Here is a 21,145-nt window from a genome sequence, read left to right on the forward strand (position 1 = left end):
GGGCCGGCGGTAGGCGATGCAGCGCGTCCGTACGACAACGAGGCGACGCATCGGTAGATGAGCCGGAAAGGGGGGACCGGATGTCCTCGACGTACGCGTCGGCGCAGGTCGACATCGGCAACGCGCTGACTGACATGTGGCGGTCCGTGATACTTTTCGTGCCCCGGGCCATCGCGTTCATCGCGATTCTGGTGGTCGGATGGTTGATCGCACGGGCAGTGCTGAAGGGCGTCGACAAGGCGCTCGAACGGGTCGGGTTCGACCGGGCGGTGGAGCGCGGCGGCATCGGCAAGGCCCTGGAACGGACCCGGTACGACGCCAGTGACATCCTGGCCCGGTTGGCGTACTACGCGGTGCTGCTGTTCACCCTGCAGTTCGCGTTCGGAGTCTGGGGACCGAACCCGATCAGCGACCTGATCAGCGCGGTCGTGGCGTGGCTGCCACGGGCGTTCGTCGCGATCGTCATCGTGGTCGTCGCCGCTGCCATCGCGACCGCGGTACGTGACCTGGTGTCGGGCGCGCTCGGTGGGCTCTCCTACGGCCGCCTGCTGGCCACCGCCGCGTCGGTGTTCATCGTCGCGCTCGGCGTCATCGCCGCGCTGAACCAGGTCGGCATCGCCACCACGGTCACCACCCCGGTGCTGATCGCGGTGCTCGCCACCATCGCCGGCGTGCTGATCGTCGGGGTCGGCGGTGGCCTGGTCCGACCCATGCAGCAACGGTGGGAGGGCTGGCTCACCCGGATGGCGGAGGAATCGCAGGCGGTGCGGGACAGTGCCCAGGCGTACCAGGCCGGCCGGGACGACGCCGGTGGCCGGATGAACGAACCGACGCAGGCGATCCCGCAGACCCAGCAGGCGCCGGCGATGTCCGGTGGTCGTGAGGCGGCCAGCGGCCGGGGCACGGCCGGGCCGGGTGCCAACCGGCCGGGGGGCATGACCGGACCGGGCGGGACCTCCCGCGGCTGATCCGTCCAAGCGGGTCGAGCAAGCCGCCAGTACGGGGCCGGGGTCAGCGCGGGGCCGCGCCGCTGATCCCGGCCAGCTGGCAGACGGCGACCAGCCGCAACGTCACCCAGTCGACCGTCGTCCACTGGGTGGTCGGCCCGACCACCGGGGGGCGCCAGCCGGCCTCGGTGGCCGCGTCGCGCACCCCGTCGGCGTACCGGGCCAACGTCACCGGGCTGAGCGGACGCAGATCCGCGAACAGCCGGTCCCGGACCGCTGCGGCGTGCTGATCCAGCTCGGCCAGCAGGCCGGGCAGGACCGCGGCGGCGGCCAGGCCGGCCGCACCGAGCGAGGCGTGCAAATCGGCCAACGAGGTCTGCGCCGCCCTTCGGGCGGCCGGGGCGGCCAGCAGGCCGTGCGGGGCAGCGGGAAACGGACTCATGTACTGTGCCCGCCCGGCTACTCGACGCGTCGGTTGTCGGCCGGGGCCGGGCGGCGGCGGGCCGCGTCGTCGGCGATGATCACCGTGGCGACCATCAGCGCCACGCAGACGCTGAACAACCAGGAGCCGTCCGGCAGCAGGTAGGCGGAGACCGGCGCCTGGATCGCGGTCAGCAGGAAGCCGAGCCAGGCCCAGCGTCGCTGGCGCGGCGTGAGGAATCCGGGGGCGGTGGGGCGCATCCGAAAAGTCTCGCTCGGATGATCCCCACCGCCGTCAGCCGATCGGCCGAGGATGGCTGACCGATGCGTCAGCGACCGGTCCGGCCGCACTCCGCGACCAGCCGTGGCCGTCGTCCGTCTGTCGTCCCGGGGGCCCGTCAGTGCGGACCGGTCCGGCCGGTGGTCGACGGCCGGTACGGCCGCTCGGGGTCCGTCGTCGCCGGTCCGCCCGGGCGGCCTGCGGTACGGTCCACCGCTTCCGCGCCGTGACCGAACTCCTCCTCGGCCGCGGCGTCGTTGCCGGTCATGTCGTCGACCTCACCGTCGCCCGCCGGTGCGGCGACCGCCCGCTCCAGCTCACGGACCGGCAGCCGGTCCTCGTCGCGCCAGACGTCGTCTGCGGAATTAGTCATACCGGCCGGGTTACCCGACCGGGCCACCGCCAAACAGGGGCCTGCGGCTGAGCGGGACCGGCGGACGCGGCCGGGGCGGGTGGGCCGGTTTCGGCCCACCCGCCCCGGCCGTCAGGCCCACCGGTCGGCCGGCTCGGGAGGATTCACCGCCGGCCGGCGGGCGCTGTTCGAGGTTCGGTGGTCGGTTGAACTGTCACGGCTGCGGCCGGGGGACCTCGCCACGCCAGGCACCGGTCTCCACGCCGTGCCGGCTCTCGATGAAGTCCTTGAAGCGCTTCATGTCGCCCTTGACCCGGCGGTCCACGATGCCGAGCTTGTCGCCGGCCTGCTCCGCCGCCCCCTCCGGGTCGAACTCCATCTGTGCGGTCACCCGGGTGTGGGCGTCGTCCAGGCGGTGGAAGGTGATCACACCGGCCTGCTTCACCCCACCAGTCGCGGTCCAGGCGACCCGCTCGTCGGGAATCTGCTCGGTGATCTTCGCGTCGAACTCGCGCGACACCCCGGCGATCTCGGTCGTCCAGTGCGTCAACGTGTCAGACACCTGGGTCACCTCGGAGACACCCTCCATGAACTGGGGGAACTCCTCGAACTGCGTCCACTGGTTGTACGCGGCGCGTACCGGCACCGCGACGTCGACGTACTCGGTCACTGCTCCCATCTGAAGTCCCTCCTTGAATTCCGCTGGGCCGCAGGCGGCGCGGTCACCAGCGGGTTGTCTCGTTGGCATGGCCGAGCTCGGCCCACACCTCGGACACCGTCTGGAACGTGCGACCCGGCGGCAGCTGATCGATCTCGTCGAGCACGTCGTCGGGTGCCTCGTTCTCCAGCGCGCTGTTGCGCAGCGTGCTGCGGTCCCCGGGCAGCGCCGAGAGGTTGATGTAGCGGCCCAGCCTGCTCCGCTGCTCGACCTCCTCGCTGGTCATGCCCTGCGGCGTACCGGAGCGGTTGTCGCCGGCCGGAATCGCGGCCGGCTCCGGCTGGTCCTCGCCCGGGGGCTCCGCCTCGTGCCACTCCTCCGCCCGGCCTCCGGTGGTGCCCTGCGTGGTCCCACGGGTGTCGTGGGCCATGCTGTCGTCCACTCGGGGACTGTGCTTGCTGTTGCCGCGTTCCATAGCTGTTCGACTACCCGTGACCGGCGTGGCTAAACCGGCGTACGTGGCGGCAGCACCGGGTCGGCCGGTTCCGACTCACCGGCCTGGGCGGCCCGGCCGCGCTGCACCGCCGCGTTGATCTCGACGCCCAGCATCACCGCCAGGTTGGTCAGGTAGAGCCAGACCAGGAACGCGATCACCGCGCCGAGGCTGCCGTAGGTCACGTCGTATGAACCGAAGTACGCGACGTAGGTGCCGAATCCGGCGGAAGCCAGCGCCGCCAGCAGCAGGGTCACCATGCCGCCGACGGCCAGCCAGCGGAGCTTCGGCTGGCGGACGTTGGGGGCGAACCAGTACAGAAGGGACAAGAGTGTCGTGACGATGGCGATCAGCACCGGCCATTTGAGCAGGCTCCAGGCGGTACGCGGGGCCTGGCCCAGGCCGAGTCGGTCACCGAGCGCGTCGGTGACCGGGCCGCTGACGATCAGCATCACAGCGACCAGCGCGAGCAGTACCAGCCCGGCGGCGGTCAGCCCGAGCTGCTGCGGCTGCAACCGGTAGAAGGGGCGACCTTCGGCCACCCCGTAGATGGCGTTGGCAGCTCGGGTGAACGCCCGTACATAGCCCGACGCCGACCACAGCGCGGCCACCAGACCGAAACTGAGCAGCACACCGGCGGAGCTGCGCTGGTCGACCACCCCGTCGATGATGTCGACGAAACCCTCGTCGCCCACCACCGCCCCGGCTCCGAGCTCCTCGGCCAGGCCGACCACGGTGTCCACCGTGCGCTCACCCTCCGAGACCAGACCGACCAGCGCGACGACCACGATCAACGAGGGGAACAACGCGAGCACCCCGTAGTAGGTCAACGCGGCGGCCCAGTCCACGCAGTTGTCCCGGACGAACCGGCGTCCGCTGCCGACCAGCACGGCGCGCCACGTGGTCAACCGGATCTCGCGTAACCGCGCCGGCCGGGCCGGACCGCTCACCAGCGGCCGTCCGGTCCACCCGGAGCCTGCAGATGCAGCACCTTGACGACGGTCATCTCGTCGAGCAGTTCCGGCCCGAATCCGAGGCCCTCCCCGCTGCCGCGCCGGGGGTGCGCGGCACCGCCCGGCGCTCCGCCGAACACCGAGTTGATCTTCACGGTGCCCACCGGCAGTTCACGCCAGGCCCGCTGCGCGTGGCCCATGGAACGGGTCAGCACGGTCGCCGACAGACCGTACGGGGAAGCCGCCGCCCGGGACAACGCCTCGTCGAACGACCCCACCGTCATCACCGGGGCGACCGGGCCGAACGTCTCCTGCCGCATCACCGCCATGTCGTCGGTGCACCCGGTCAGCACCGTCGGCGGGTAGAAGGCACCGGGCCCGTCCGGGATCCGGCCGCCGCACCGCGCCGTCGCCCCGGCCGCCAGCGCCGCCGAGACCTGGGCGTGCACCCGGTCGCGGTGTCGGCGGTCCACCAACGGACCCAGCTCGGTGTACGGGTCACGGGCCGGCCCCAACCGCATCCCCGAGCAGTGCCCGGTGAGTTCCTCGACGAACGGCTCCGCCATCGTGCTGTGCACGTAGATCCGCTCCACGCTCACACACACCTGGCCCGAGTTGGCCAACGCGCCGGACGCCGCCTGCTGCGCGGCCCACCGCGGATCGACGCCCTCGTCGACGATCAGCGCGTCGCTGCCGCCGTTCTCCCGCAGCACCTTGGCCCCGGTCCGGGCGCACGCCTCGGCGACCGCCCGCCCGGCGTCGGTCGACCCGACATGGGCGACCAGGTCCACCCCGTCGGAGGCGGCGATCCGGGCACCGACGCCCCCATCGCCGGTCAGCAGGGCGAAGACCCCGTCGGGAACCTCGTCGGCGACCATCCGGGCGAGCAGCGCGCCGGTCGCCGGGCAGCGTTCACTCGGCTTGTGCACCACCGTGTTGCCGGTGACCAGCGCCGCGCCGAGCAGCCCGCAAGCCACCGCCACCGGGTCGTTCCACGGTGTCAGCACCGCCACCACCCCACGCGGCACGTACGCCATCAGATCCAGGGCGGCCGGGTCGCCGGCCAGCGCCCTACCCCGGTGCACCGGACCCAGTTCGGCGTACTGCCGCAGGGTCGCGACGCCGGCGGCGATCCCGGCTCGAGCCCCGGCCAACGGCTTGCCCATCTCCGCGCTCTGCGCCTCGGCCACCTGGTCGGTGGCGGCGGCCAGAGCGTCCGCGATTCGCCGCAGCGCGGCGGCCCGTTCCGCCGCCGGTGTCGCAGCCCACCCCGGTGCCGCCTCGCGGGCCGACTTCACCGCGGTGCCGATGTTCGCCTCGGTGGCGACCGGGCTGCGGCTGACCGGGGTGCCCTCGGACGGGTCCTCGACGACGATCTCGGCACCGTCGCCGAACCGCCCCCACACGCCGTCGATGAACTGCTCCACGTCGTACATCCGGCAGTCGTTCCCGAAGGCCGCGCCGGTAAACGTTTGGTCGCGCCCGGCCGGGGTAGCCGCGCGGAGATGACAGACACGGATGTGGAGACGGCGGACGCCGTCGTCATCGGCGCCGGACACAACGGCCTGGTCGCCGCCAACCTGCTCGCCGACGCCGGTTGGGACGTGCTGGTGCTGGAGGCGGCCGGGGCGCCGGGCGGCGCGGTCCGGTCCGCCGAGGTGACCGCTCCCGGCTATCTCAGTGACCTGTACAGCTCGTTCTATCCGCTCGGATTCGCTTCGCCGGTGCTGCGGGAGCTGCGGCTGGCCGAGTTCGGGCTGCGCTGGCGGCACGCTCCGGACGTCTTCGCTCATCTGCTTCCGGACGACCGGGCTGCGGTGGTCAACCTGGACCCCCGGCGGACCGCCGAGTCGCTGGAGACATTCGCCGACGGCGACGGCGAACGCTGGCTGTCGGCGTACGCCGAGTGGCGGGCCGTGTCGGCACCGCTGATCGACGCGCTGTTCACCCCGTTCCCGCCGGTGCGGGCCGGCGCCGCGCTGCTGCGCCGGCTCCGGAGCGCCGGATCGCTGCGGCTGGCCCGGCGCCTGTTACTGCCGGTCCGCCAGCTCGGCCGGGAGACCTTCGCCGGTGCCGGCGGTCCGGCACTGCTCGCCGGTTGCGCGCTGCACACCGACCTGGCCCCCGACGATGTCGCGTCCGGCGTGTACGGCTGGCTGCTGACCATGCTCGGTCAGGAGATCGGCTGGCCGGTGCCGGCGGGCGGCGCGCAACGGATCACCGACGCGCTGGTCGGCCGGCTGCGTTCCCGGGGCGGGCGGTTGGTCACCGGCGCCGCCGCCGACCGGGTGCTGATCGCCCGCAGCCGGGCGGTCGGCGTGCGTACCGTCGACGGCCGGCTGTGGCAGGCGCGGCGGGCGGTGCTCGCCGACGTTCCCGCTCCGGCGCTGCTGCTCGACCTGGTCGGTGACCGGTGGCTGCCCACCAGGATGGTCGACGACCTGCGCCGGTTCCGGTGGGACGGGTCGACGGTGAAGGTCGACTGGGCGCTCGCCGGCCCGATGCCGTGGCGCAATCCGGCGGTCGCCGGGGCCGGCACCGTGCACCTCGGGGCCGATTTGGACGGCCTGACCCGGTACGCCGCCGCGCTGGCCTGCGACGAGGTGCCCCGCGACCCGTTCCTGCTGCTTGGTCAGCTCACCACCGCCGACCCGCAGCGGTCACCGGCGGGCACCGAGTCGCTGTGGGCGTACACGCACCTGCCGCACCGCACCACGTGGCAGGCCGAGGAGATCCTCGAACACGTCGCGCGGATGGAGGCGGTGCTGCACCGGCAGGCACCGGGCTTCGGTGCCCTGGTCCGGGCCCGTCACGTTGCCGGTCCGGTGGACCTGCAGGAGCACAACCCGAGCCTGGTCGGGGGAGCGGTCGGTGGCGGCACCTCGGCCGCGTACCAGCAGCTGTTCTTCCGGCCGGTGCCCGGCCTGGGCCGTGCGGACACCCCGGTCGACCGGCTCTTTCTCGCCTCGGCGTCGGCGCACCCCGGCGGCGGGGTGCACGGCGCGCCCGGGTCGAACGCCGCGCGGGCGGCGCTGGCCCGCGACCGCGCGGTGACCGGGCGGATGTACGGGGCCGTGGTGTCGGCGGCGCAGCGCGCGGTCTACCGCTGAGCCGCTGGCCGAATCGAGTGGCCGACCGGTCAGTCGATGACCATCCGGGCCCGGCCACGCCGGGTTGGTTGTGCCGGCACCGGTGGGGGACCGGATGGGGCCGGCGCCGCCGGTACTGGGTCGACCGAGCCGGGCAGCAGACCCCACCCGGTGGTGTCCTGCTCCGCGGCGGCGCTCTGCTGGATCGACAGGTGGACATGTCCGGTGTGCGGGTTGCTTCCGGTGTACCGCCGTCGGCTCCAACCGGTGGCCCGGTTGGCGATCTGCCGATCGAAGATCCAATACTGAGCGGCGGGGTGTGTCTGGAACGCGGCCAGGAGCGTCGGTACGTCGATGCCGTCACGGTCGACGTCGATCGCGTCGACACTGCCCCGCGCGTTGGGATTGTGGTCCGAGGTCCGGGCCGCGTGCGCGGCGTCGCCGATCCAGCCGTCGGACCTGCGGTCCCGGTCCGGCCACCGGGCGTCGATCTCACTCCGCAGCATTCGTAGCGACGGTGCCAGGTAGTACGCCATCTGCCCTCCCGCTCGCCGGGCGGTCGGCGACGACCGACCCTGTCCGCGTCTGACTACCTAGAGTAATCGGGCGGGTCGCCCTGCACGACGCGGACAGGTCCCGGGGCGGGTGTCGGATCTCCGGCTGGAACCCTCGGGGTCACTGGCCGGGGGGACGCGGCCAGGACTCCTCGACCGGTGTCGGGGTCGGTGCCGGAGCTGCCGGTGCGCGGGTCGCCGACGGTGGTGGTGACGCTGTTGCTGTCGACGGTGGTGGTGACGCTGTTGCTGTCGACGGTGTCGCCGGCTCGGTCGCCGGTGCGACAGCGGGCGTGACAGCGGGCGTGGCGGACTGGTCCCGACCGGTCGGCGCGACGTCGGTCGGCGCGACCCACAGCGGGGCCTTTGGCAGCAGCGACCGGAAGTCGAACGAGCACTTGTTGCAGGACCGCAGTGCTGACTCCGTACACCGGTCGCCGCACTGCCGGCAGAAGGTCACCACCGACTCGTCGGCTGACAGACCCTGGCAGCGTGGGCAGGCGAAGGCCGGACCCTTGGTCTGGGCCAGCCGCCCGGCCAGCACGAACGGACTGATCACCGCGCTCACCGTGGTCGCCAGGTCCCGGGTACGGCGGTTGCGTTCCTGTAGTCGCTCCAGTTCGGGGTTGACGATCTTTTCCAGCTTGCAGGTCGTGCAGATCAACAGCGTCCGAACCGGCAGCATCTCCCGTAGCTGGGCCTGCTGATGCAGGAACGTCACGACCGGCACGTCGGCCGGGTCCACGGTGAACCGGAACGGCGTCGAAGCGCCGGCCGGGGCGGCTGCCGCCGCGATGTACTCCTCGACCCGGTACACCAGCCCCTGGATCTGGGTGACCAGATTCGCCGGCATCTGTCCGGGCCGGCTGGTGATCAGGGTGCCGACGGTCAGCATCCCGTCGGCGAGCTGGGTCGGCACCTCGGCGACCGTATCCGCAGCGACGAAGGTGAACGTGCCCGCCCCGGTCCGGCTCACCGGGGCACCCTTTGCCGGGTCGGACCCGTCGAGGAACCGGGTGGTGTGGCGGGAGATCAACGAGCCGGCCTGGGCCGCCCACCCGGCGGCGTTCTGCATGGCGGCGACGTCTCCGGTCCCGGTGTTGCGCCACCAGCCGGCGAAGCCGCCGGCGGCCGCCGGGTCGAGCCGGGCCAGAGCGGCGTCGACGGTGGCCAGGACGGACCCGAAGACGTCCTGGTAGACAGCGGTCGCACCCCAGTTACGGCCGACCTTGGCCGGCCAGCGGTCGCTCACCTGGACGGTGACCCGGCAGGCGGCCGGGTCGGCCTCTAGGCCGATCTGCAACTGCACCGGCATCCGGGCCGGTTGCAAGGTGACCGCACCGAGCTTGGAACCGCGTACCGCCTGGATGACGGTGAGCTGCTCGGCGGTGAGCTGGAAACCCAGGTTCCGTACGACGGCGAGAAGATGCTGCCGCACGACGGCGAGTGGCGCGGCGACGGTCCGCTCCGCTCCGGCGGCGAGCTGCCCGGCCTGCCGATCATCGCCGCTGCCGCTGGCCGGCGCCCTGCCGTTGCTGTCTGCCCAGGTCATTCCGCGCCGAATCCGGTGTCGAAGCTGCTGCCGGTGTCGAAGCTGCTGCCGGTGTCGTAACCGCTGGTGCTGTCGTACGCGCTGATCTCGGCGGCTGCGGCGTCGACGCTGTAGTCCGTCGCGGCCGCGTAGTCGCTCGCCGTACCGGCCTCGTCGGCCGCCAGCGAGTACTGCCGGTCGGCCGCCTCGAGTGAGGCGGTCGGGTCGAAGCCGGCGGCGACGCTGTCCGCCGCGTCCTGCAGGTGACCGTCGGCGGACTGGCTCCACGAGTCGCTTACGTCGGCATGCCAGTCCGACCACTCCTGATCGGCCACGGCCTGGTCCAGATTGGTCTCCACCGCGGCGGCGACCGGCTCGGGCAGCGTGGTCGAGCTACCCGCGAAATCCGTCGTGCCGGTGTCGGCGCTGGTGTCGCTGGTCAGGTAGTCGTCCCAGCTCGAATCGGTTGTCATCGACCGCCACCTCCTGGTTGGGTGCGACGGTCGCCGCCGCCCCATGATCGTCATCTGCGATCGATGATGCATCGGTGGGCGGGCGGGCTGTATCCCCCTTGTGTGCCACGGCCGCCGGTTCGACGGCGGCGACCGGCGGCCCAACGGGCGGCGATGGTGTCAGACAGTCACGCCGCCCGCCCGACCGGTCGACGGACCGCTGCCCACAGCCGGGCCGGCCCGTTGCCGACCATCGCCCGAGCGGTGCCGAGCGCGGCGGCCAGGACCGCGGCGGTGGCGGTCTGCTTGTGCGTCACGGCCCACAGTGCCAGCGACCGCCGACGTGCCTGGTCGTCGAAGGCGCCGTGCGCGCCGTGATCGACCTCGGCATCGGCCGGGGCGTCCACGTTGTCCCGCCAGCGGGACCGGTCGATGACCTCGTCGGTCTGTTGGGAGTCGAAGCCGACCTGCCGGATCGCCAGTAGCCGGTCGAGCAGCCCGGGGGCGATGACGTCGGCGAGCCGAGCCCGCAGGGTGGGGCCACCGACGTTGACCTCCCGCTTGCCGTTGTCGGCGGCCCAGCAGATCGCCGCCGCGGCCACCTCGGGTTGGAAGATCGGCGGTACCGGTTGCGGGTGTCGGGGCAGGTGGGTGCGCACCCAGGAGAACTGCGGTGTGTTCACCGCCGGCAGCTGGACCATCGACAGCTTGATCTCGGGGCTGGCCTGGAGCAGTTCGGCCCGTAGCGAGTCGTTGAATCCCTGGATGGCGTGCTTGCTGGCGCAGTACGCCGACTGCAGCGGGATGCCCCGGTACGCCAGCGCCGACCCGACCTGCACGATCGTGCCGATTCCGGCCGGGCGCATCTGTCGCAGCGCCGCCAGCGTGCCGTGCACCGTGCCGAGGTAGTTGACCTCGGTGACCCGTCGGAACTCGTCGGCGCTGATCTCCCAGGTCGGGGCGAAGACCGACACCATCGCGTTGTTGATCCACACGTCCAGGCCGCCGTTGCGTCGGTGCAGGTCGTCGGCGGCCTCGTCGACCGCTGCGGCGTCGGCGACGTCCACCTGGTACGTGGCCACCGCCTCGGCGCCCAGCTCACGGCACTGCGCGGCGGCTGCGGCCAGGCCGGCCGATCCTCGGGCGAGCAACCCGAGCCGGGCGCCGCGGCGCGCGTACCGCTGGGCGGTGGCGCGTCCGATGCCGGCGCTCGCGCCAGTGATCATCACGGTCTGGCTCATCCCGATCACCTCCCTGCGGGTGCCGTCCGGCACCCGTCCACTGACCTGCCCAGGCAGGGCCTGCCCTGACTGGGCCCTGCTGCCGTGGACCCGTCCGTCGGGCCCAGGCCGTGGCGTGCCGGCGTCACCCGACGGTCTGCCGGGTGGCGATGTCGGACAGCCGGCGCAGCGTCTCCCGGTTGCGGTGGTGCAGGACCAGATCGTCGAGCTTCGTACGGATCCAATGCAGCGGCCCTCCGGTGAACGACTCGGCGATGGTGACCCGGGTGCCGTTGCCCGGGGTCGGTGCGAGCCGGAACACGATCGTCGCCTCGCCCAGCGGCCACAGCCCGGCCCGTAACGTCAGCTCGTCACCCGGCTGGCAGGAAATCACCGTGGAGGTGTCGGACAACGACAGCGGCCAGGGACCGGCCGTGTGGTGCAGCCGGGCCCCGGACTGCGGCCAGTGCTCGTCGACGTCGCGGATGTGCACGGTGCCGACCACCCAGTCGCTGTACGACCAGCCGTTCGCCAGCACGGCGAACACCTGGTCCGGCGGGGCGGGGATCACCCGCTGCACGACAGCCACGATCAGCCGGGTACCCCGCGGGCGGCGCGCTAACCCGGCCACCGGCGAAATGGTGCGGACCGGACGAACGCCGTGGTTGGTTTACTCGCCCCGCACCCGGGAAACGGAGCCAGGTGCGAAGCGAACTGATCAGTCGGGGCCGCGGGCTGTTCGACGCGGTGCTCTTCGACCGTGACGGGACGCTCGTGCACGACGTGCCGTACAACGGCGACCCGGACCTGGTCCGCCCGGTGCGCGGTGCCCGCGCCGCGCTTGACCGGCTCCGCGCCGCCGGCCTGCGGCTCGGTGTCGTCACCAACCAGTCCGGCCTGGCCCGCGGCCACTTCACCGCGCACGACATGCGTCGGGTGCACGACCGGATCGAGGAACTCCTCGGCCCGTTCGACACCTGGCAGATCTGCCCGCACGACGACGGCGACGGCTGCCGGTGCCGCAAACCGGCACCGGGCATGGTCCTGGCCGCCGCCCGGGAACTGGGCACCACCGCCGGGCGGTGCGTCGTGGTCGGCGACATCGGCCGGGACATCGTCGCCGCCGGCGCCGCCGGCGCGACCGGCATCCTGGTACCCACCGAGACGACCCGACCGCAGGAGACGGCCGCCGCTCCCGCCGTCGCTGGTGACCTGGCCGGTGCCGCCGATCTCATCCTGCGTCGGCACCGGGCGACCGCCCCCGACGGGCCCGACCCGCGCGGCGGCCGGGTCCTGGTCGTGCGCTCCGACTCGGTCGGCGACGTACTGGTCACCGGGCCGGCGATCCGCGCCGTGGCGGCCGGGGCGGACGAGGTGGTCATGCTCTGCGGTCCGCGGGGCCGGGCCGCCGCCGAACTGCTGCCCGGTGTCGGCGAGCTGATCGAGTGGCCGCTGCCGTGGATCGACCCGGATCCCGGTCCGGTGGATCCGGCCGACCTGACCCGGTTGACGGACCGGCTGGCCGAGGTCGGTGCCGACGAGGCGATCATCTTCACCTCCTTCCACCAGTCGCCGCTGCCGCTGGCGCTGCTCCTGCGGCAGGCCGGGGTGGACCGGATCGCGGCGATCAGTGACGACTACCCCGGCTCGCTGCTCGACGTGCGCCACCGGGTGCCGCCGGGCGTACCGGAGCCGGAACGCGCGTTGTCGCTGGCCGCCGCCGCCGGGTTCGCGCTGCCCGGCGACGACGAACCGGTGCTGCGGCTACGCCCGGGCTGTCTGCGGCCGGCCGCCGGGCCGACACCCCGGTCGGGACCGGACCGGGCCGGACCACCGGGCTATGTCGTGGTGCACCCGGGATCCTCCGTCGAGTCCCGCGCCTGCCCGCCGGAGCGGTGTGCCGCGTTCGTCGACGCGCTGCACGCCGCCGGGCACCGGGTGGTGGTCACCGGCGGACCCGGGGAGCAGGCGTTGAGCCGCCGGGTGGCCGGTCGGTCCGGTGTCGACCTCGGCGGTCAGACCTCGCTGGCCCGGCTCGCCGCAATCATCGCGCAGGCCGGTGCGCTGGTCGTCGGCAACACCGGGCCCGCACACCTCGCGGCGGCGGTCGGCACCCCGGTGGTCAGCCTGTTCGCGCCGACGGTGCCGTTCGGCCAGTGGGGCCCCTACCGGGTGCCCTGGGTCCGGCTCGGCGACCCGGTCGCCGGCTGCCGCAACACCCGGGCCGCCCGTTGCCCGGTGCCCGGCCATCCGTGTCTGTCGACGGTCTCCCCGGACAGCGTCGTCGAGGCCGTCGAACTGATCTGCGGGACGGCCGGATGAACATCTTCCTCTGGCACGTCCACGGGTCGTGGACCACCGCGTTCGTCCACGGCAAGCACCACTACCTGGTGCCGGTCACCCCGGACCGGGGGCCGTACGGGCTGGGCCGGGCGCGCACCTACCCGTGGCCGGACGGCGTCACCGAGATCCGCCCCGGGCAGCTCGCCGCCGCCGAGGTCGACCTGGTGATCCTGCAACGCCCCGAGGAGCTCGACCTGGCCACCAGCTGGCTCGGCCGTACCGTCGGTCGGGACGTGCCGGCGGTCTACGTCGAGCACAACACGCCAAAGGGTGACGTGCCGACCAGCCGGCATCCGATGGCCGACCGTGACGACCTCACCGTGGTCCACGTCACCCACTTCAACGACCTGTTCTGGGACACCGGCGGCACCCGGACCCGGGTGATAGAGCACGGCATCGTCGCCCCGGCCGCCCGCTACAGCGGCGAACTCGACCGGCTCGCTGTGGTCACCAATGAGCCGGTACGCCGCCAACGGGTCACCGGCACCGACCTGATGCCCCGGTTCGCCCGGGTCGCCCCGCTGGACGTGTACGGGATGGGAGTCGCCGGGCTGCCCGAGGTTCTCGGCGGGCTGGCCGCCGGGCAGTTGGCCGTCCACGACGACGTGCCGCAGTCGGCGATGCACGCCGAGGTGGCCCGCCGCCGCGCGTACCTGCATCTGTGTCGGTGGACCTCACTCGGCCTGAGCCTGATCGAGGCGATGGCGATGGGCACGCCGGTGGTCGTCCTCGGCACCACCGAGGCGGTCGCCGCGGTACCGCCGTCGGCCGGGGTGCTCGCCACCCGGGTGCAGACCCTGGTCGACGCCGCCCAGTGGCTGATCGACGAGCCGGACGCGGCCCGCCGGCTCGGCGACGGCGCGCGGCGCGCGGCGCAGGACCGATACGGACTGGACCGGTTCCTCGCGGACTGGGACGAGCTGCTGGAGGAGGCGCTATGCGCATCGCGATGATCTCGGAGCACGCCAGCCCGCTCGCCGCGCTCGGCGGGGTGGACGCCGGCGGCCAGAACACGCACGTCGCGGAGCTGTCCACCGCGCTCGCCGCCGACGGCCACGAGGTCCGGGTGTTCACCCGCCGGGACGCTGTGGACCTGCCGGAACTGGTGCAGTTGGACAACGGGGTCGCGGTGGTGCACGTGCCGGCCGGCCCGGCCGAGCACATCGCAAAGGACGACCTGCTGCCGCACATGGCGCAGTTCAGTCGGTGGCTGGCCGGACAGTGGAGCCACGACTGGACCCCGGCGGTCGCGCACGCGCACTTCTGGATGAGCGGGCTCGCCGCCGTGCACGCCGGCCGGCTGACCGGGGTGCCGGTGGTGCAGACCTACCATGCGCTGGGCACGGTCAAGCGTCGCCACCAGGGCGCGATGGACACCAGTCCGCCCCGCCGCATCGGCTACGAGCGGGCGTTGGGCCGCAGCGTCGACCGGGTGGTCGCGCAGTCCCAGGACGAGGTCGCCGAGCTGATCAGGATGGGGGTGCCCCGGGGCCGGCTCTCGGTGGTGCCGTCCGGCGTCAACGAGCAGACCTTCGCCCCCGACGGACCGGCCGTGCCGCGTGACGAGGGCCGGCTGCGGGTGCTGACCGTTGGCCGGCTGGTCGCCCGCAAGGGTTTCCAGGACGTCGTACGGGCCATGCAACTCGTACCGAACGCGGAGTGCGTCGTCGTGGGTGGCCCGCCGGCCGCCGAACTGGACACCGACCCGCAGGCCCGGCAGCTGCGCCAGCTGGCCGAGTCGTGCGGGGTGGGTGACCGGGTCAGGCTGGTCGGCGGGGTGCCCCGGGAACAGATGCCGTCCTGGTACCGGTCGGCGGACGTGCTGGTCGCCGCCCCGTGGTACGAGCCGTTCGGGCTCACCCCGCTGGAGGCGATGGCCTGCGGCGTGCCGGTGGTCGGCACCGCCGTGGGCGGGCTGACCGACACCGTCGTCGACGGCCTCACCGGCGATCTGGTGCCGCCCCGGGACCCCCGGGCGCTCGGTATGGCACTGCGCCGGTTGCTCAACGACCGGGTCCGGCGGTTCGCCTACGCCACCGCCGCGCTGGACCGGGCGCGGCAGTGCTACTCGTGGCAGCGCGCCGCGGCGCAGCTGACCGCGATCTACGGCACGGTCAGCGGGGTGCGGCAGCCGAGCCGGGTGGTGGCCTGAGATGTCCGACGTGAACTCGCTCATCGACACCCACCTCGCCGGGCTGGCTGAGGCGCTGTTGCCGTACCGCCAGGTGGCCAACCGGCTGGGTCGCTGGGGTGCCGAGCTGGCCTGGACGCTCGGTCACGGCGGCCGGCTGCTGATCGCCGGCAACGGCGGCAGCGCCGCCGAGGCCCAGCACCTCGCCGCCGAGCTGGTCGGCAAGCTGCGTGACGACCGGACGCCGCTGTCCGCGATCGCGTTGACCGCCGAAACCTCCTCACTCACCGCGATCAGCAACGACTTCGGCTTCGACGAGGTCTTCGCCCGGCAGGTACGGGCCCACGGCCGCCCCGGCGACATCCTGCTGCTGCTGTCCACGAGTGGACGTAGCGGCAACCTGCTCGCCGCGGCCCGGGCTGGCCGTGATGTCGGGCTGCGCTGCTGGGCGTGCACCGGTCCGGTGCCGAACCCGCTGGCCGAGGCGTGTGCCGAGGTGCTGGCGGTGCCGGCGGCCGATCCGCAGGTGGTGCAGGAGCTGCATCTGGTCACCGCGCACCTGCTGTGCGCCTACGTCGACCAGACACTGCCCGGCGTGCTCGGTCTCGCCGGCACGGTCGACGCCGTCGCCGGCACGGTCGACGTCCCCGCCGATGCGGTCGACGTCCCCGCCGATGCGGTCGACCTCCCCGCCGGTGCGTCCCCGGCGCCTGCCGTGACGGCCGGTCTGCCGGTGGACGTCCGCGGCGGTGTCCGGTGACCGCCGGCCCGATCGTGGTGGTCGGCGACACCCTGCTCGACCGGGACGTCGACGGTGCGGTGACCCGGGTCTGCCCGGACGCCGCCGCGCCGGTGCTCGACGAGCGGTACGTCACCGACCGGCCCGGTGGCGCCGGGCTGGCCGCGGCGCTCGCCGCCGGGCAGGGACACCCGGTGGTGCTGGTCAGCGCGCTCGCCGCCGACCCGGCCGGTTGTCGGCTCGCGGCGCTGCTCGCTGCGGCCGGCGTGGACCTGCATCCGCTGCCGTTGGGTGGCGCGACCGCCGAGAAGATCCGGCTGCGTACCCGGGGTCAGGTGCTGCTGCGGCTGGACCGGGGCGGGGACGGCCGGGTGCACGGCGATCTGCCGCCGGCCACCGCCGAGGTGCTCGCGGCGGCTGCGGCGGTGGTGGTCAGCGACTACGGCCGGGGAGTGGCGCGGCTGCCGGGCCTGCGGGCGGCGCTGGCGGCGACCGGCGCACCGGTGGTGTGGGACCCGCACCCGCGCGGCCCGGCGGCGGTCGCCGGTGCCCGGCTGATCACCCCCAACGAGGCCGAGGTCCGCCAGTTGACCGGGCAGCCGGTCGGGGACACCCGGGTGGCCACCGCCGCGCGGGGCGCCGACGAGCTGCGACGCCGCTGGCGGGCCGGGGCGGTCGCGGTGACGATGGGCGGCGACGGAGCGCTGCTGTGCCACGCCGGGAGCGTGCCGCTGATGGTGCCGACGCCGATCAGCACCGACGGGGACACCTGCGGCGCGGGGGACCGGTTCGCCACCGCTGCGGCGACGGCGCTGGCCGCCGGAGCCGTGGTGTCCGAGGCGGTCCAGGCGGCGGTCGCCGAGGCGTCCCGGTACGTCGCCGACGGCGGTACGGCTGGGCTGCGGCGGCTGCTGGCCGGGTCCGACCAGGCCGCGGTGCCGGTGGAGACCGGGGCACTGGCTGCGGCGTCGGCGGAGCAGGTCGGTCCGCGCGCCGCTGGGGCGCTGGCCGCCCGGGTACGGTCCGCCGGGGGCACCGTGGTGGCCACCGGCGGCTGCTTCGACCTGCTGCACGCCGGGCACGTGTCGGCGCTACAGGCCGCCCGCCAGCTGGGCGACTGCCTGATCGTCTGCCTGAACTCCGACGCCAGCGTGGCCCGACTGAAAGGGCCGCAGCGGCCGGTGGTCGGCGAGCACGACCGGGCCCGGCTGCTCGTGGCGCTGGGCTGCGTGGACGCGGTGGTCGTCTTCGACGAGGACACCCCGCACGCGGTGCTCAGCTGGCTGCGGCCGGACATCTGGGTCAAAGGTGGCGACTACGCCGGTGGCGGCACCGCCGAGCCGGACCTGCCCGAGGCCGAAGTGGTACGCCGATGGGGCGGGCAGACGGCGATCGTGCCGTACCTCGACGGACGCTCCACCACCGGCATGATCGCCGCCGCCCGTGCCGGGCGGCCCGTTCCGTCGACCACCACTGTGGAGGAATCATCGTGACGAACCATCCCGGCAGCCCGGCGGTGCTGGTCACCGGCGGCGCGAGCGGTCTCGGCGCAGCCGTCGTCGACCTGCTGGCCAAGTCCGGCTACCGGCCATGCGTCATCGACCGGCAGCCGCCAGCGGACGGAGTGCCCTGGCTCGACTGCGACCTGGCCGACACCCGGGCAGCCGAGGCCGCCACCCACCGGCTCGCCGAGCAGACCGGCGGGCTGAGCGCGGTGGTCACCGCGGCCGGGATGGACGTGCCGGGCCGCCTCGCCGACACCCCCGCGCAGGTGTGGGAACGGGTCGTCACGGTCGACCTGCTGGCCACCGCGGCGGTGATCCGGGCGGCGCTGCCCTGGCTGACCTCGGCCGGCGGTTCGGTGGTGACGATCGCCTCCACCCTGGGAGTGAAGGCGGTCGGTGACGCCACCGCGTACTGCGCGGCCAAGTTCGGGGTGGTCGGGTTCACCCGGGCGTTGGCGGCCGAACTCGCCGGCACCGTCGGCGTCACCCTGCTGGTGCCCGGCGGGATGCGGACCGCGTTCTTCGACGAGCGCGAGGCCCGGTACCGGCCGGCGGCCGACGCCGCGCTCAACGACCCCGGCAACGTGGCGGCGGCGGTGCTGTTCGCGCTGCAGCAGCCGGCCGGCTGCGCGGTGCGCGAAATGGTGATCTGCGCGGACCGGGAGACGTCCTACCCGTGATCCTGGTGCTGCGCGCCCTCGGCATCGGTGACCTGGCCACCGCCGTGCCGGCGCTGCGTGGGCTGCGGGCCGCCTACCCGGCCGAGACGATCGCCCTGGCCGCGCCGGCCTGGCTCGCCCCGCTGGCCGGCCTGACCGGCGCGGTGGACCGGCTAGTGCCGCTGTCCGGGCTGGACGCGGTGCCGCTGCTCGACAGCGGCCCGGACTGGGCGGTCAACCTGCACGGCCGTGGCCCGCAGTCGCACCGGCTGCTCGCCGCGACGCGGCCGGGCCGGTTGTGGGCGTACCGGTGTCCGGCGGCGGCGCACCACGACGGCCCACCGTGGCGCGACGACGAGCACGAGGTGGCGCGGTGGTGCCGGCTGCTCACCTGGTACGGCGTCGACTGTGACCCCACCGACCTGCTGCTGCCCCGTCCGGTACCGGACCGGGTGCCGGTCGGGGTGACCGTACTGCACCCCGGTGCGGCGGCGCCGCGCCGCCGATGGCCGGTCGACCGGTTCGCCGAGCTGGCCGGTCGGCTGACCGCCGCTGGACACCGGGTGGTGGTGACCGGGTCGGCACCCGAGCGTCCGCTGGCTGAGGCGGTCGCTGCCGGTGCCGGGCTGCCCGGCACCGCGGTCTGCGCCGGGCGGATGGACCTGTACCAGTTCGCCGCCCTGCTGGCGCACGCCCGTCTGCTGGTCGCCGCCGACACCGGCGCGGGGCACCTGGCAACGGCCTTCGGCGTACCGTCGGTGCTGCTGTTCGGTCCCACGTCGCCGGCCCGCTGGGGCCCACCGGTGCACCGGACCCGGCACCGGGTGGTCCACTATCCGCTGCTGTCCGCCGGGGTCGAGGAGCCGGCTGCCGTCCCCGCAGCTGCCGACTCCGCAGCCGGCGACCCGCCAGCCGCCGACGGACCCGCCGATGGACCGGTGGCCGACTGGCACCCGGCGATGGTCGCCATCTGTGTCGACGAGGTGCTCGCCGCGATCGGCGAGGTGGAACGCGATGCGGTTGCGGCGCAGTGACCCGCACCGGCCGGGATACCGGCGCCGGCGCCGGGGTCGGGGGACTGCCTTCCTCGACACCCGGGGCCAGCCGGTCACCGACCCGGCGGAGCTGAAGCGGCTGCGTGCGCTGGTGATCCCACCCGCCTGGCGGGACGTGTGGATCTGTCCGCACCCGTCCGGTCACATCCAGGCCGTCGGCGTGGACGCGGCCGGCCGGCGGCAGTACCTCTACCACCCCCAGTGGCGGGTCCGTCGGGACGTCGCCAAGTTCCAGCACGTGCGGCGGGTCGCGGACCGGCTGCCCCGGCTGCGGAACCGGGTCGACGCCGATCTGCGTGGCCGGGGTCTCGACCGGCAACGGGTGCTGGCCGCCCTGGTGCGCCTGCTGGATCTGGGGATGTTCCGGATCGGCAACGACCAGTACGCCGCCGGCGACGAGCCCACGTTCGGGGTGGCGACGCTGCGGCCCGGACACGCCCGGCTCGAGCGGGGTTGCGTGGTCCTCGAGTTCCCGGCCAAGGGCGGCGTCGCCCAGGTCCGGCGGATCGACGACGCGCAGGTGTGTGCCGTGCTGCGGGCACTGCGTCGTCGTCGGCACGACGGGCAGCGGCTGTTCTGCTACTGGGACGGGCGGCGCTGGCGGGACGTGCACAGCGACGAAATCAACGAGTATCTGCGTCAGGCCAGCGGCACCGAGATGACGGCAAAGGACTTCCGTACCTGGCATGCCACCGTGCTCGCCGCGACCCGGCTGGCGGCCGCCGGGGTACCGCGATCGGCGGCGGCCCGGCGGCGGACGGTGGCCGCGGTGATGCGGGAGGTCGCGGAGCTGCTCGGCAACACACCCACGGTCGCCCGCGCCTCCTACGTCGACCCGCGGGTGGTCGAGTCGTTCCACCGGGGTCGGGTGGCCCGGCTCGGCACCGGCGAGCCCAGCCGGCCGGCCGCCGAGCAGGCGGTCCGCCGACTGCTCCCGTTACGCTGAGTCGGTCCGGTCGGCGCTGTCCGTACCGCCGGCCGCCGCCGGCTGCTCCTTGACGAACGTCGGGTGCAGGCTGACCGGTGCCGCCGCCTGCTTGCGCGACCGTAGCCGCAGGTTGAGGAACTCCACGAAGACGGAGAACGCGATCGGCCCGTACACGTACCCCTTGGGGATGTGGTGGCCGAGCCCTTCGGCGATCAGGCTGCCACCGATCAGCAGCAGGAACGACAGGGCCAGCATCTTCACCGTCGGATGCTGGTTGACGAACCCGCTGACCGCCCCGGCCGACACCAGCATGATGACGATCGCGACCACCACGGCGGCGACCATGATGAACAGCTGGTCGACCATGCCCACCGCAGTGATCACCGAGTCGAGCGAGAACACCACGTCCAGCACCAGGATCTGGGCGATCACTCCGGCGAACGACGCGGTCTTACCACTGCGCCCGTGGTCCGCGCCCTCCAGGTGCTCGTGGATCTCGTAGGTCGCCTTGACCAGCAGGAAGCCCCCACCGAGCAGCAGGATCAGGTCACGTCCGGATATCTCCTGCCCGAACACCTCGAACAGCGGTGCGGTCAGCCCGATCACCCAGGACAACGAGGCGAGCAGCAGCAGCCGGGTGACCAGGGCCAGCGACAGCCCGATGGTGCGGGCCCTGGCCTGCTGGTGCTCGGGCAGCCGACCGGCGAGGATCGAGATGAACACGACGTTGTCGATGCCCAGCACGACTTCCAGCAGTAGCAGGGTCGCGAACGCGATCCACAACTCGGGGCTGGTCAGAAGCTCCATCGATGCTCCCGGGAGAGGGGTGTCCACCG

The 21,145-nt window shown here is 73.6% G+C and carries 23 protein-coding genes; 10 read left to right on the plus strand and 13 right to left on the minus strand.

The window, feature by feature from the left end:
- Positions 1–80: 80 nt before the first annotated feature.
- A complete protein-coding gene (locus tag O7629_RS08685) occupies positions 81–968 on the plus strand; it encodes a hypothetical protein (protein WP_278168545.1) in 888 nt (295 codons plus the stop codon).
- 43 nt (positions 969–1,011) lie between these two features.
- On the opposite strand, the gene O7629_RS08690 is transcribed toward O7629_RS08685, so the two are convergent.
- The 7 genes from O7629_RS08690 to O7629_RS08720 form a co-directional block, all read right to left on the minus strand.
- Positions 1,012–1,389 carry a DUF6401 family natural product biosynthesis protein gene (locus O7629_RS08690; RefSeq protein ID WP_278168546.1) on the minus strand — a complete coding sequence of 126 codons (378 nt, stop codon included), beginning with the start codon at positions 1,387–1,389 and terminating at the stop codon, positions 1,012–1,014.
- A gap of 17 nt (positions 1,390–1,406) precedes the next feature.
- Positions 1,407–1,628, minus strand: coding sequence for a hypothetical protein (locus tag O7629_RS08695; RefSeq protein WP_278168547.1), 222 nt, complete (start codon positions 1,626–1,628; stop codon positions 1,407–1,409).
- 137 nt (positions 1,629–1,765) lie between these two features.
- Positions 1,766–2,020 carry a hypothetical protein gene (locus tag O7629_RS08700; protein ID WP_278168548.1) on the minus strand — a complete coding sequence of 85 codons (255 nt, stop codon included), beginning with the start codon at positions 2,018–2,020 and terminating at the stop codon, positions 1,766–1,768.
- 193 nt (positions 2,021–2,213) lie between these two features.
- Positions 2,214–2,678 (minus strand): SRPBCC family protein, encoded by a 465-nt coding sequence (locus O7629_RS08705; protein ID WP_278168549.1) that lies wholly within the window; start codon positions 2,676–2,678, stop codon positions 2,214–2,216.
- Positions 2,679–2,721: 43 nt separating this feature from the next.
- Positions 2,722–3,132, minus strand: coding sequence for a DUF2795 domain-containing protein (locus tag O7629_RS08710; protein ID WP_278168550.1), 411 nt, complete (start codon positions 3,130–3,132; stop codon positions 2,722–2,724).
- A gap of 29 nt (positions 3,133–3,161) precedes the next feature.
- Complete coding sequence (locus tag O7629_RS08715; RefSeq protein ID WP_278168551.1) at positions 3,162–4,100, minus strand: YihY/virulence factor BrkB family protein; 939 nt, start codon at positions 4,098–4,100, stop codon at positions 3,162–3,164.
- On the minus strand, positions 4,097–5,539 hold the full coding sequence (locus O7629_RS08720) for an aldehyde dehydrogenase family protein (protein WP_278168552.1): 1,443 nt from the start codon (positions 5,537–5,539) through the stop codon (positions 4,097–4,099). Before O7629_RS08720 ends, O7629_RS08715 begins: the two co-directional genes overlap by 4 nt.
- A gap of 69 nt (positions 5,540–5,608) precedes the next feature.
- Here O7629_RS08720 and O7629_RS08725 point away from each other — a divergent pair, with 69 nt between their 5' ends.
- Positions 5,609–7,213, plus strand: coding sequence for an NAD(P)/FAD-dependent oxidoreductase (locus O7629_RS08725; RefSeq protein WP_278168553.1), 1,605 nt, complete (start codon positions 5,609–5,611; stop codon positions 7,211–7,213).
- A 29-nt stretch (positions 7,214–7,242) separates the two neighbouring features.
- Here O7629_RS08725 and O7629_RS08730 read toward each other — a convergent pair whose 3' ends face one another.
- The 5 genes from O7629_RS08730 to O7629_RS08750 all read right to left on the minus strand — a co-directional run bounded on the left by O7629_RS08730 (position 7,243) and on the right by O7629_RS08750 (position 11,538).
- A complete protein-coding gene (locus tag O7629_RS08730) occupies positions 7,243–7,728 on the minus strand; it encodes a hypothetical protein (protein ID WP_278168554.1) in 486 nt (161 codons plus the stop codon).
- Between the two features lie 139 nt (positions 7,729–7,867).
- Positions 7,868–9,298, minus strand: a complete 1,431-nt coding sequence (locus O7629_RS08735) for a hypothetical protein (protein WP_278168555.1) — start codon at positions 9,296–9,298, stop codon at positions 7,868–7,870.
- Complete coding sequence (locus O7629_RS08740) at positions 9,295–9,750, minus strand: hypothetical protein (protein WP_278168556.1); 456 nt, start codon at positions 9,748–9,750, stop codon at positions 9,295–9,297. The genes O7629_RS08735 and O7629_RS08740 overlap by 4 nt, the downstream gene beginning before the upstream one ends.
- Before the next feature lie 167 nt (positions 9,751–9,917).
- Positions 9,918–10,970, minus strand: a complete 1,053-nt coding sequence (locus tag O7629_RS08745) for an SDR family oxidoreductase (protein WP_278168557.1) — start codon at positions 10,968–10,970, stop codon at positions 9,918–9,920.
- 124 nt (positions 10,971–11,094) lie between these two features.
- Complete coding sequence (locus tag O7629_RS08750) at positions 11,095–11,538, minus strand: SRPBCC family protein (protein WP_278168558.1); 444 nt, start codon at positions 11,536–11,538, stop codon at positions 11,095–11,097.
- Between the two features lie 113 nt (positions 11,539–11,651).
- Here O7629_RS08750 and O7629_RS08755 point away from each other — a divergent pair, with 113 nt between their 5' ends.
- The 8 genes from O7629_RS08755 to O7629_RS08790 are packed head-to-tail and all read left to right on the plus strand — an operon-like array spanning position 11,652 to position 20,327.
- Positions 11,652–13,271: an HAD-IIIA family hydrolase gene (locus O7629_RS08755; RefSeq protein ID WP_278168559.1), complete on the plus strand. Its 1,620-nt coding sequence runs from the start codon at positions 11,652–11,654 to the stop codon at positions 13,269–13,271.
- Positions 13,268–14,245 (plus strand): glycosyltransferase, encoded by a 978-nt coding sequence (locus O7629_RS08760; RefSeq protein WP_278168560.1) that lies wholly within the window; start codon positions 13,268–13,270, stop codon positions 14,243–14,245. Before O7629_RS08755 ends, O7629_RS08760 begins: the two co-directional genes overlap by 4 nt.
- A complete protein-coding gene (locus O7629_RS08765; RefSeq protein WP_278168561.1) occupies positions 14,230–15,444 on the plus strand; it encodes a glycosyltransferase in 1,215 nt (404 codons plus the stop codon). The genes O7629_RS08760 and O7629_RS08765 overlap by 16 nt, the downstream gene beginning before the upstream one ends.
- 1 nt (position 15,445) lies before the next feature.
- Positions 15,446–16,183, plus strand: coding sequence for an SIS domain-containing protein (locus O7629_RS08770; RefSeq protein ID WP_278168562.1), 738 nt, complete (start codon positions 15,446–15,448; stop codon positions 16,181–16,183).
- 14 nt (positions 16,184–16,197) lie between these two features.
- Positions 16,198–17,655, plus strand: coding sequence for a PfkB family carbohydrate kinase (locus tag O7629_RS08775; protein ID WP_278174458.1), 1,458 nt, complete (start codon positions 16,198–16,200; stop codon positions 17,653–17,655).
- Positions 17,649–18,347 carry an SDR family oxidoreductase gene (locus O7629_RS08780; protein WP_278174459.1) on the plus strand — a complete coding sequence of 233 codons (699 nt, stop codon included), beginning with the start codon at positions 17,649–17,651 and terminating at the stop codon, positions 18,345–18,347. Before O7629_RS08775 ends, O7629_RS08780 begins: the two co-directional genes overlap by 7 nt.
- Positions 18,344–19,360, plus strand: coding sequence for a glycosyltransferase family 9 protein (locus tag O7629_RS08785; protein ID WP_278168564.1), 1,017 nt, complete (start codon positions 18,344–18,346; stop codon positions 19,358–19,360). Before O7629_RS08780 ends, O7629_RS08785 begins: the two co-directional genes overlap by 4 nt.
- Complete coding sequence (locus O7629_RS08790; protein ID WP_278168566.1) at positions 19,341–20,327, plus strand: DNA topoisomerase IB; 987 nt, start codon at positions 19,341–19,343, stop codon at positions 20,325–20,327. Before O7629_RS08785 ends, O7629_RS08790 begins: the two co-directional genes overlap by 20 nt.
- On the opposite strand, the gene O7629_RS08795 is transcribed toward O7629_RS08790, so the two are convergent.
- The gene (locus O7629_RS08795) at positions 20,319–21,116 is read right to left on the minus strand and encodes a TerC family protein (protein WP_278168567.1); all 798 of its coding nucleotides are present in this window, start codon (positions 21,114–21,116) and stop codon (positions 20,319–20,321) included. The genes O7629_RS08790 and O7629_RS08795 overlap by 9 nt on opposite strands.
- Positions 21,117–21,145: the final 29 nt, after the last annotated feature.

Origin of the sequence: Solwaraspora sp. WMMD792 (assembly GCF_029626105.1) — a bacterium.
In the GTDB taxonomy this organism is placed as follows: Bacteria; Actinomycetota; Actinomycetes; order Mycobacteriales; family Micromonosporaceae; genus Micromonospora_E.

Bases quoted from the DNA above. Each gene is read 5' to 3' on its own strand.
- O7629_RS08695 (WP_278168547.1), bottom strand. From the start codon at position 1,628: ATGCGCCCCACCGCCCCCGGATTCCTCACGCCGCGCCAGCGACGCTGG.
- O7629_RS08745 (WP_278168557.1), bottom strand. From the start codon at position 10,970: ATGAGCCAGACCGTGATGATCACTGGCGCGAGCGCCGGCATCGGACGC.
- O7629_RS08740 (WP_278168556.1), bottom strand. From the start codon at position 9,750: ATGACAACCGATTCGAGCTGGGACGACTACCTGACCAGCGACACCAGC.
- O7629_RS08720 (WP_278168552.1), bottom strand. From the start codon at position 5,539: ATGTACGACGTGGAGCAGTTCATCGACGGCGTGTGGGGGCGGTTCGGC.
- O7629_RS08770 (WP_278168562.1), top strand. From the start codon at position 15,446: ATGTCCGACGTGAACTCGCTCATCGACACCCACCTCGCCGGGCTGGCT.
- O7629_RS08705 (WP_278168549.1), bottom strand. From the start codon at position 2,678: ATGGGAGCAGTGACCGAGTACGTCGACGTCGCGGTGCCGGTACGCGCC.
- O7629_RS08760 (WP_278168560.1), top strand. From the start codon at position 13,268: ATGAACATCTTCCTCTGGCACGTCCACGGGTCGTGGACCACCGCGTTC.
- O7629_RS08725 (WP_278168553.1), top strand. From the start codon at position 5,609: ATGACAGACACGGATGTGGAGACGGCGGACGCCGTCGTCATCGGCGCC.
- O7629_RS08690 (WP_278168546.1), bottom strand. From the start codon at position 1,389: ATGAGTCCGTTTCCCGCTGCCCCGCACGGCCTGCTGGCCGCCCCGGCC.
- O7629_RS08730 (WP_278168554.1), bottom strand. From the start codon at position 7,728: ATGGCGTACTACCTGGCACCGTCGCTACGAATGCTGCGGAGTGAGATC.
- O7629_RS08700 (WP_278168548.1), bottom strand. From the start codon at position 2,020: ATGACTAATTCCGCAGACGACGTCTGGCGCGACGAGGACCGGCTGCCG.
- O7629_RS08790 (WP_278168566.1), top strand. From the start codon at position 19,341: ATGCGGTTGCGGCGCAGTGACCCGCACCGGCCGGGATACCGGCGCCGG.
- O7629_RS08795 (WP_278168567.1), bottom strand. From the start codon at position 21,116: ATGGAGCTTCTGACCAGCCCCGAGTTGTGGATCGCGTTCGCGACCCTG.
- O7629_RS08685 (WP_278168545.1), top strand. From the start codon at position 81: ATGTCCTCGACGTACGCGTCGGCGCAGGTCGACATCGGCAACGCGCTG.
- O7629_RS08710 (WP_278168550.1), bottom strand. From the start codon at position 3,132: ATGGAACGCGGCAACAGCAAGCACAGTCCCCGAGTGGACGACAGCATG.
- O7629_RS08735 (WP_278168555.1), bottom strand. From the start codon at position 9,298: ATGACCTGGGCAGACAGCAACGGCAGGGCGCCGGCCAGCGGCAGCGGC.
- O7629_RS08765 (WP_278168561.1), top strand. From the start codon at position 14,230: ATGCGCATCGCGATGATCTCGGAGCACGCCAGCCCGCTCGCCGCGCTC.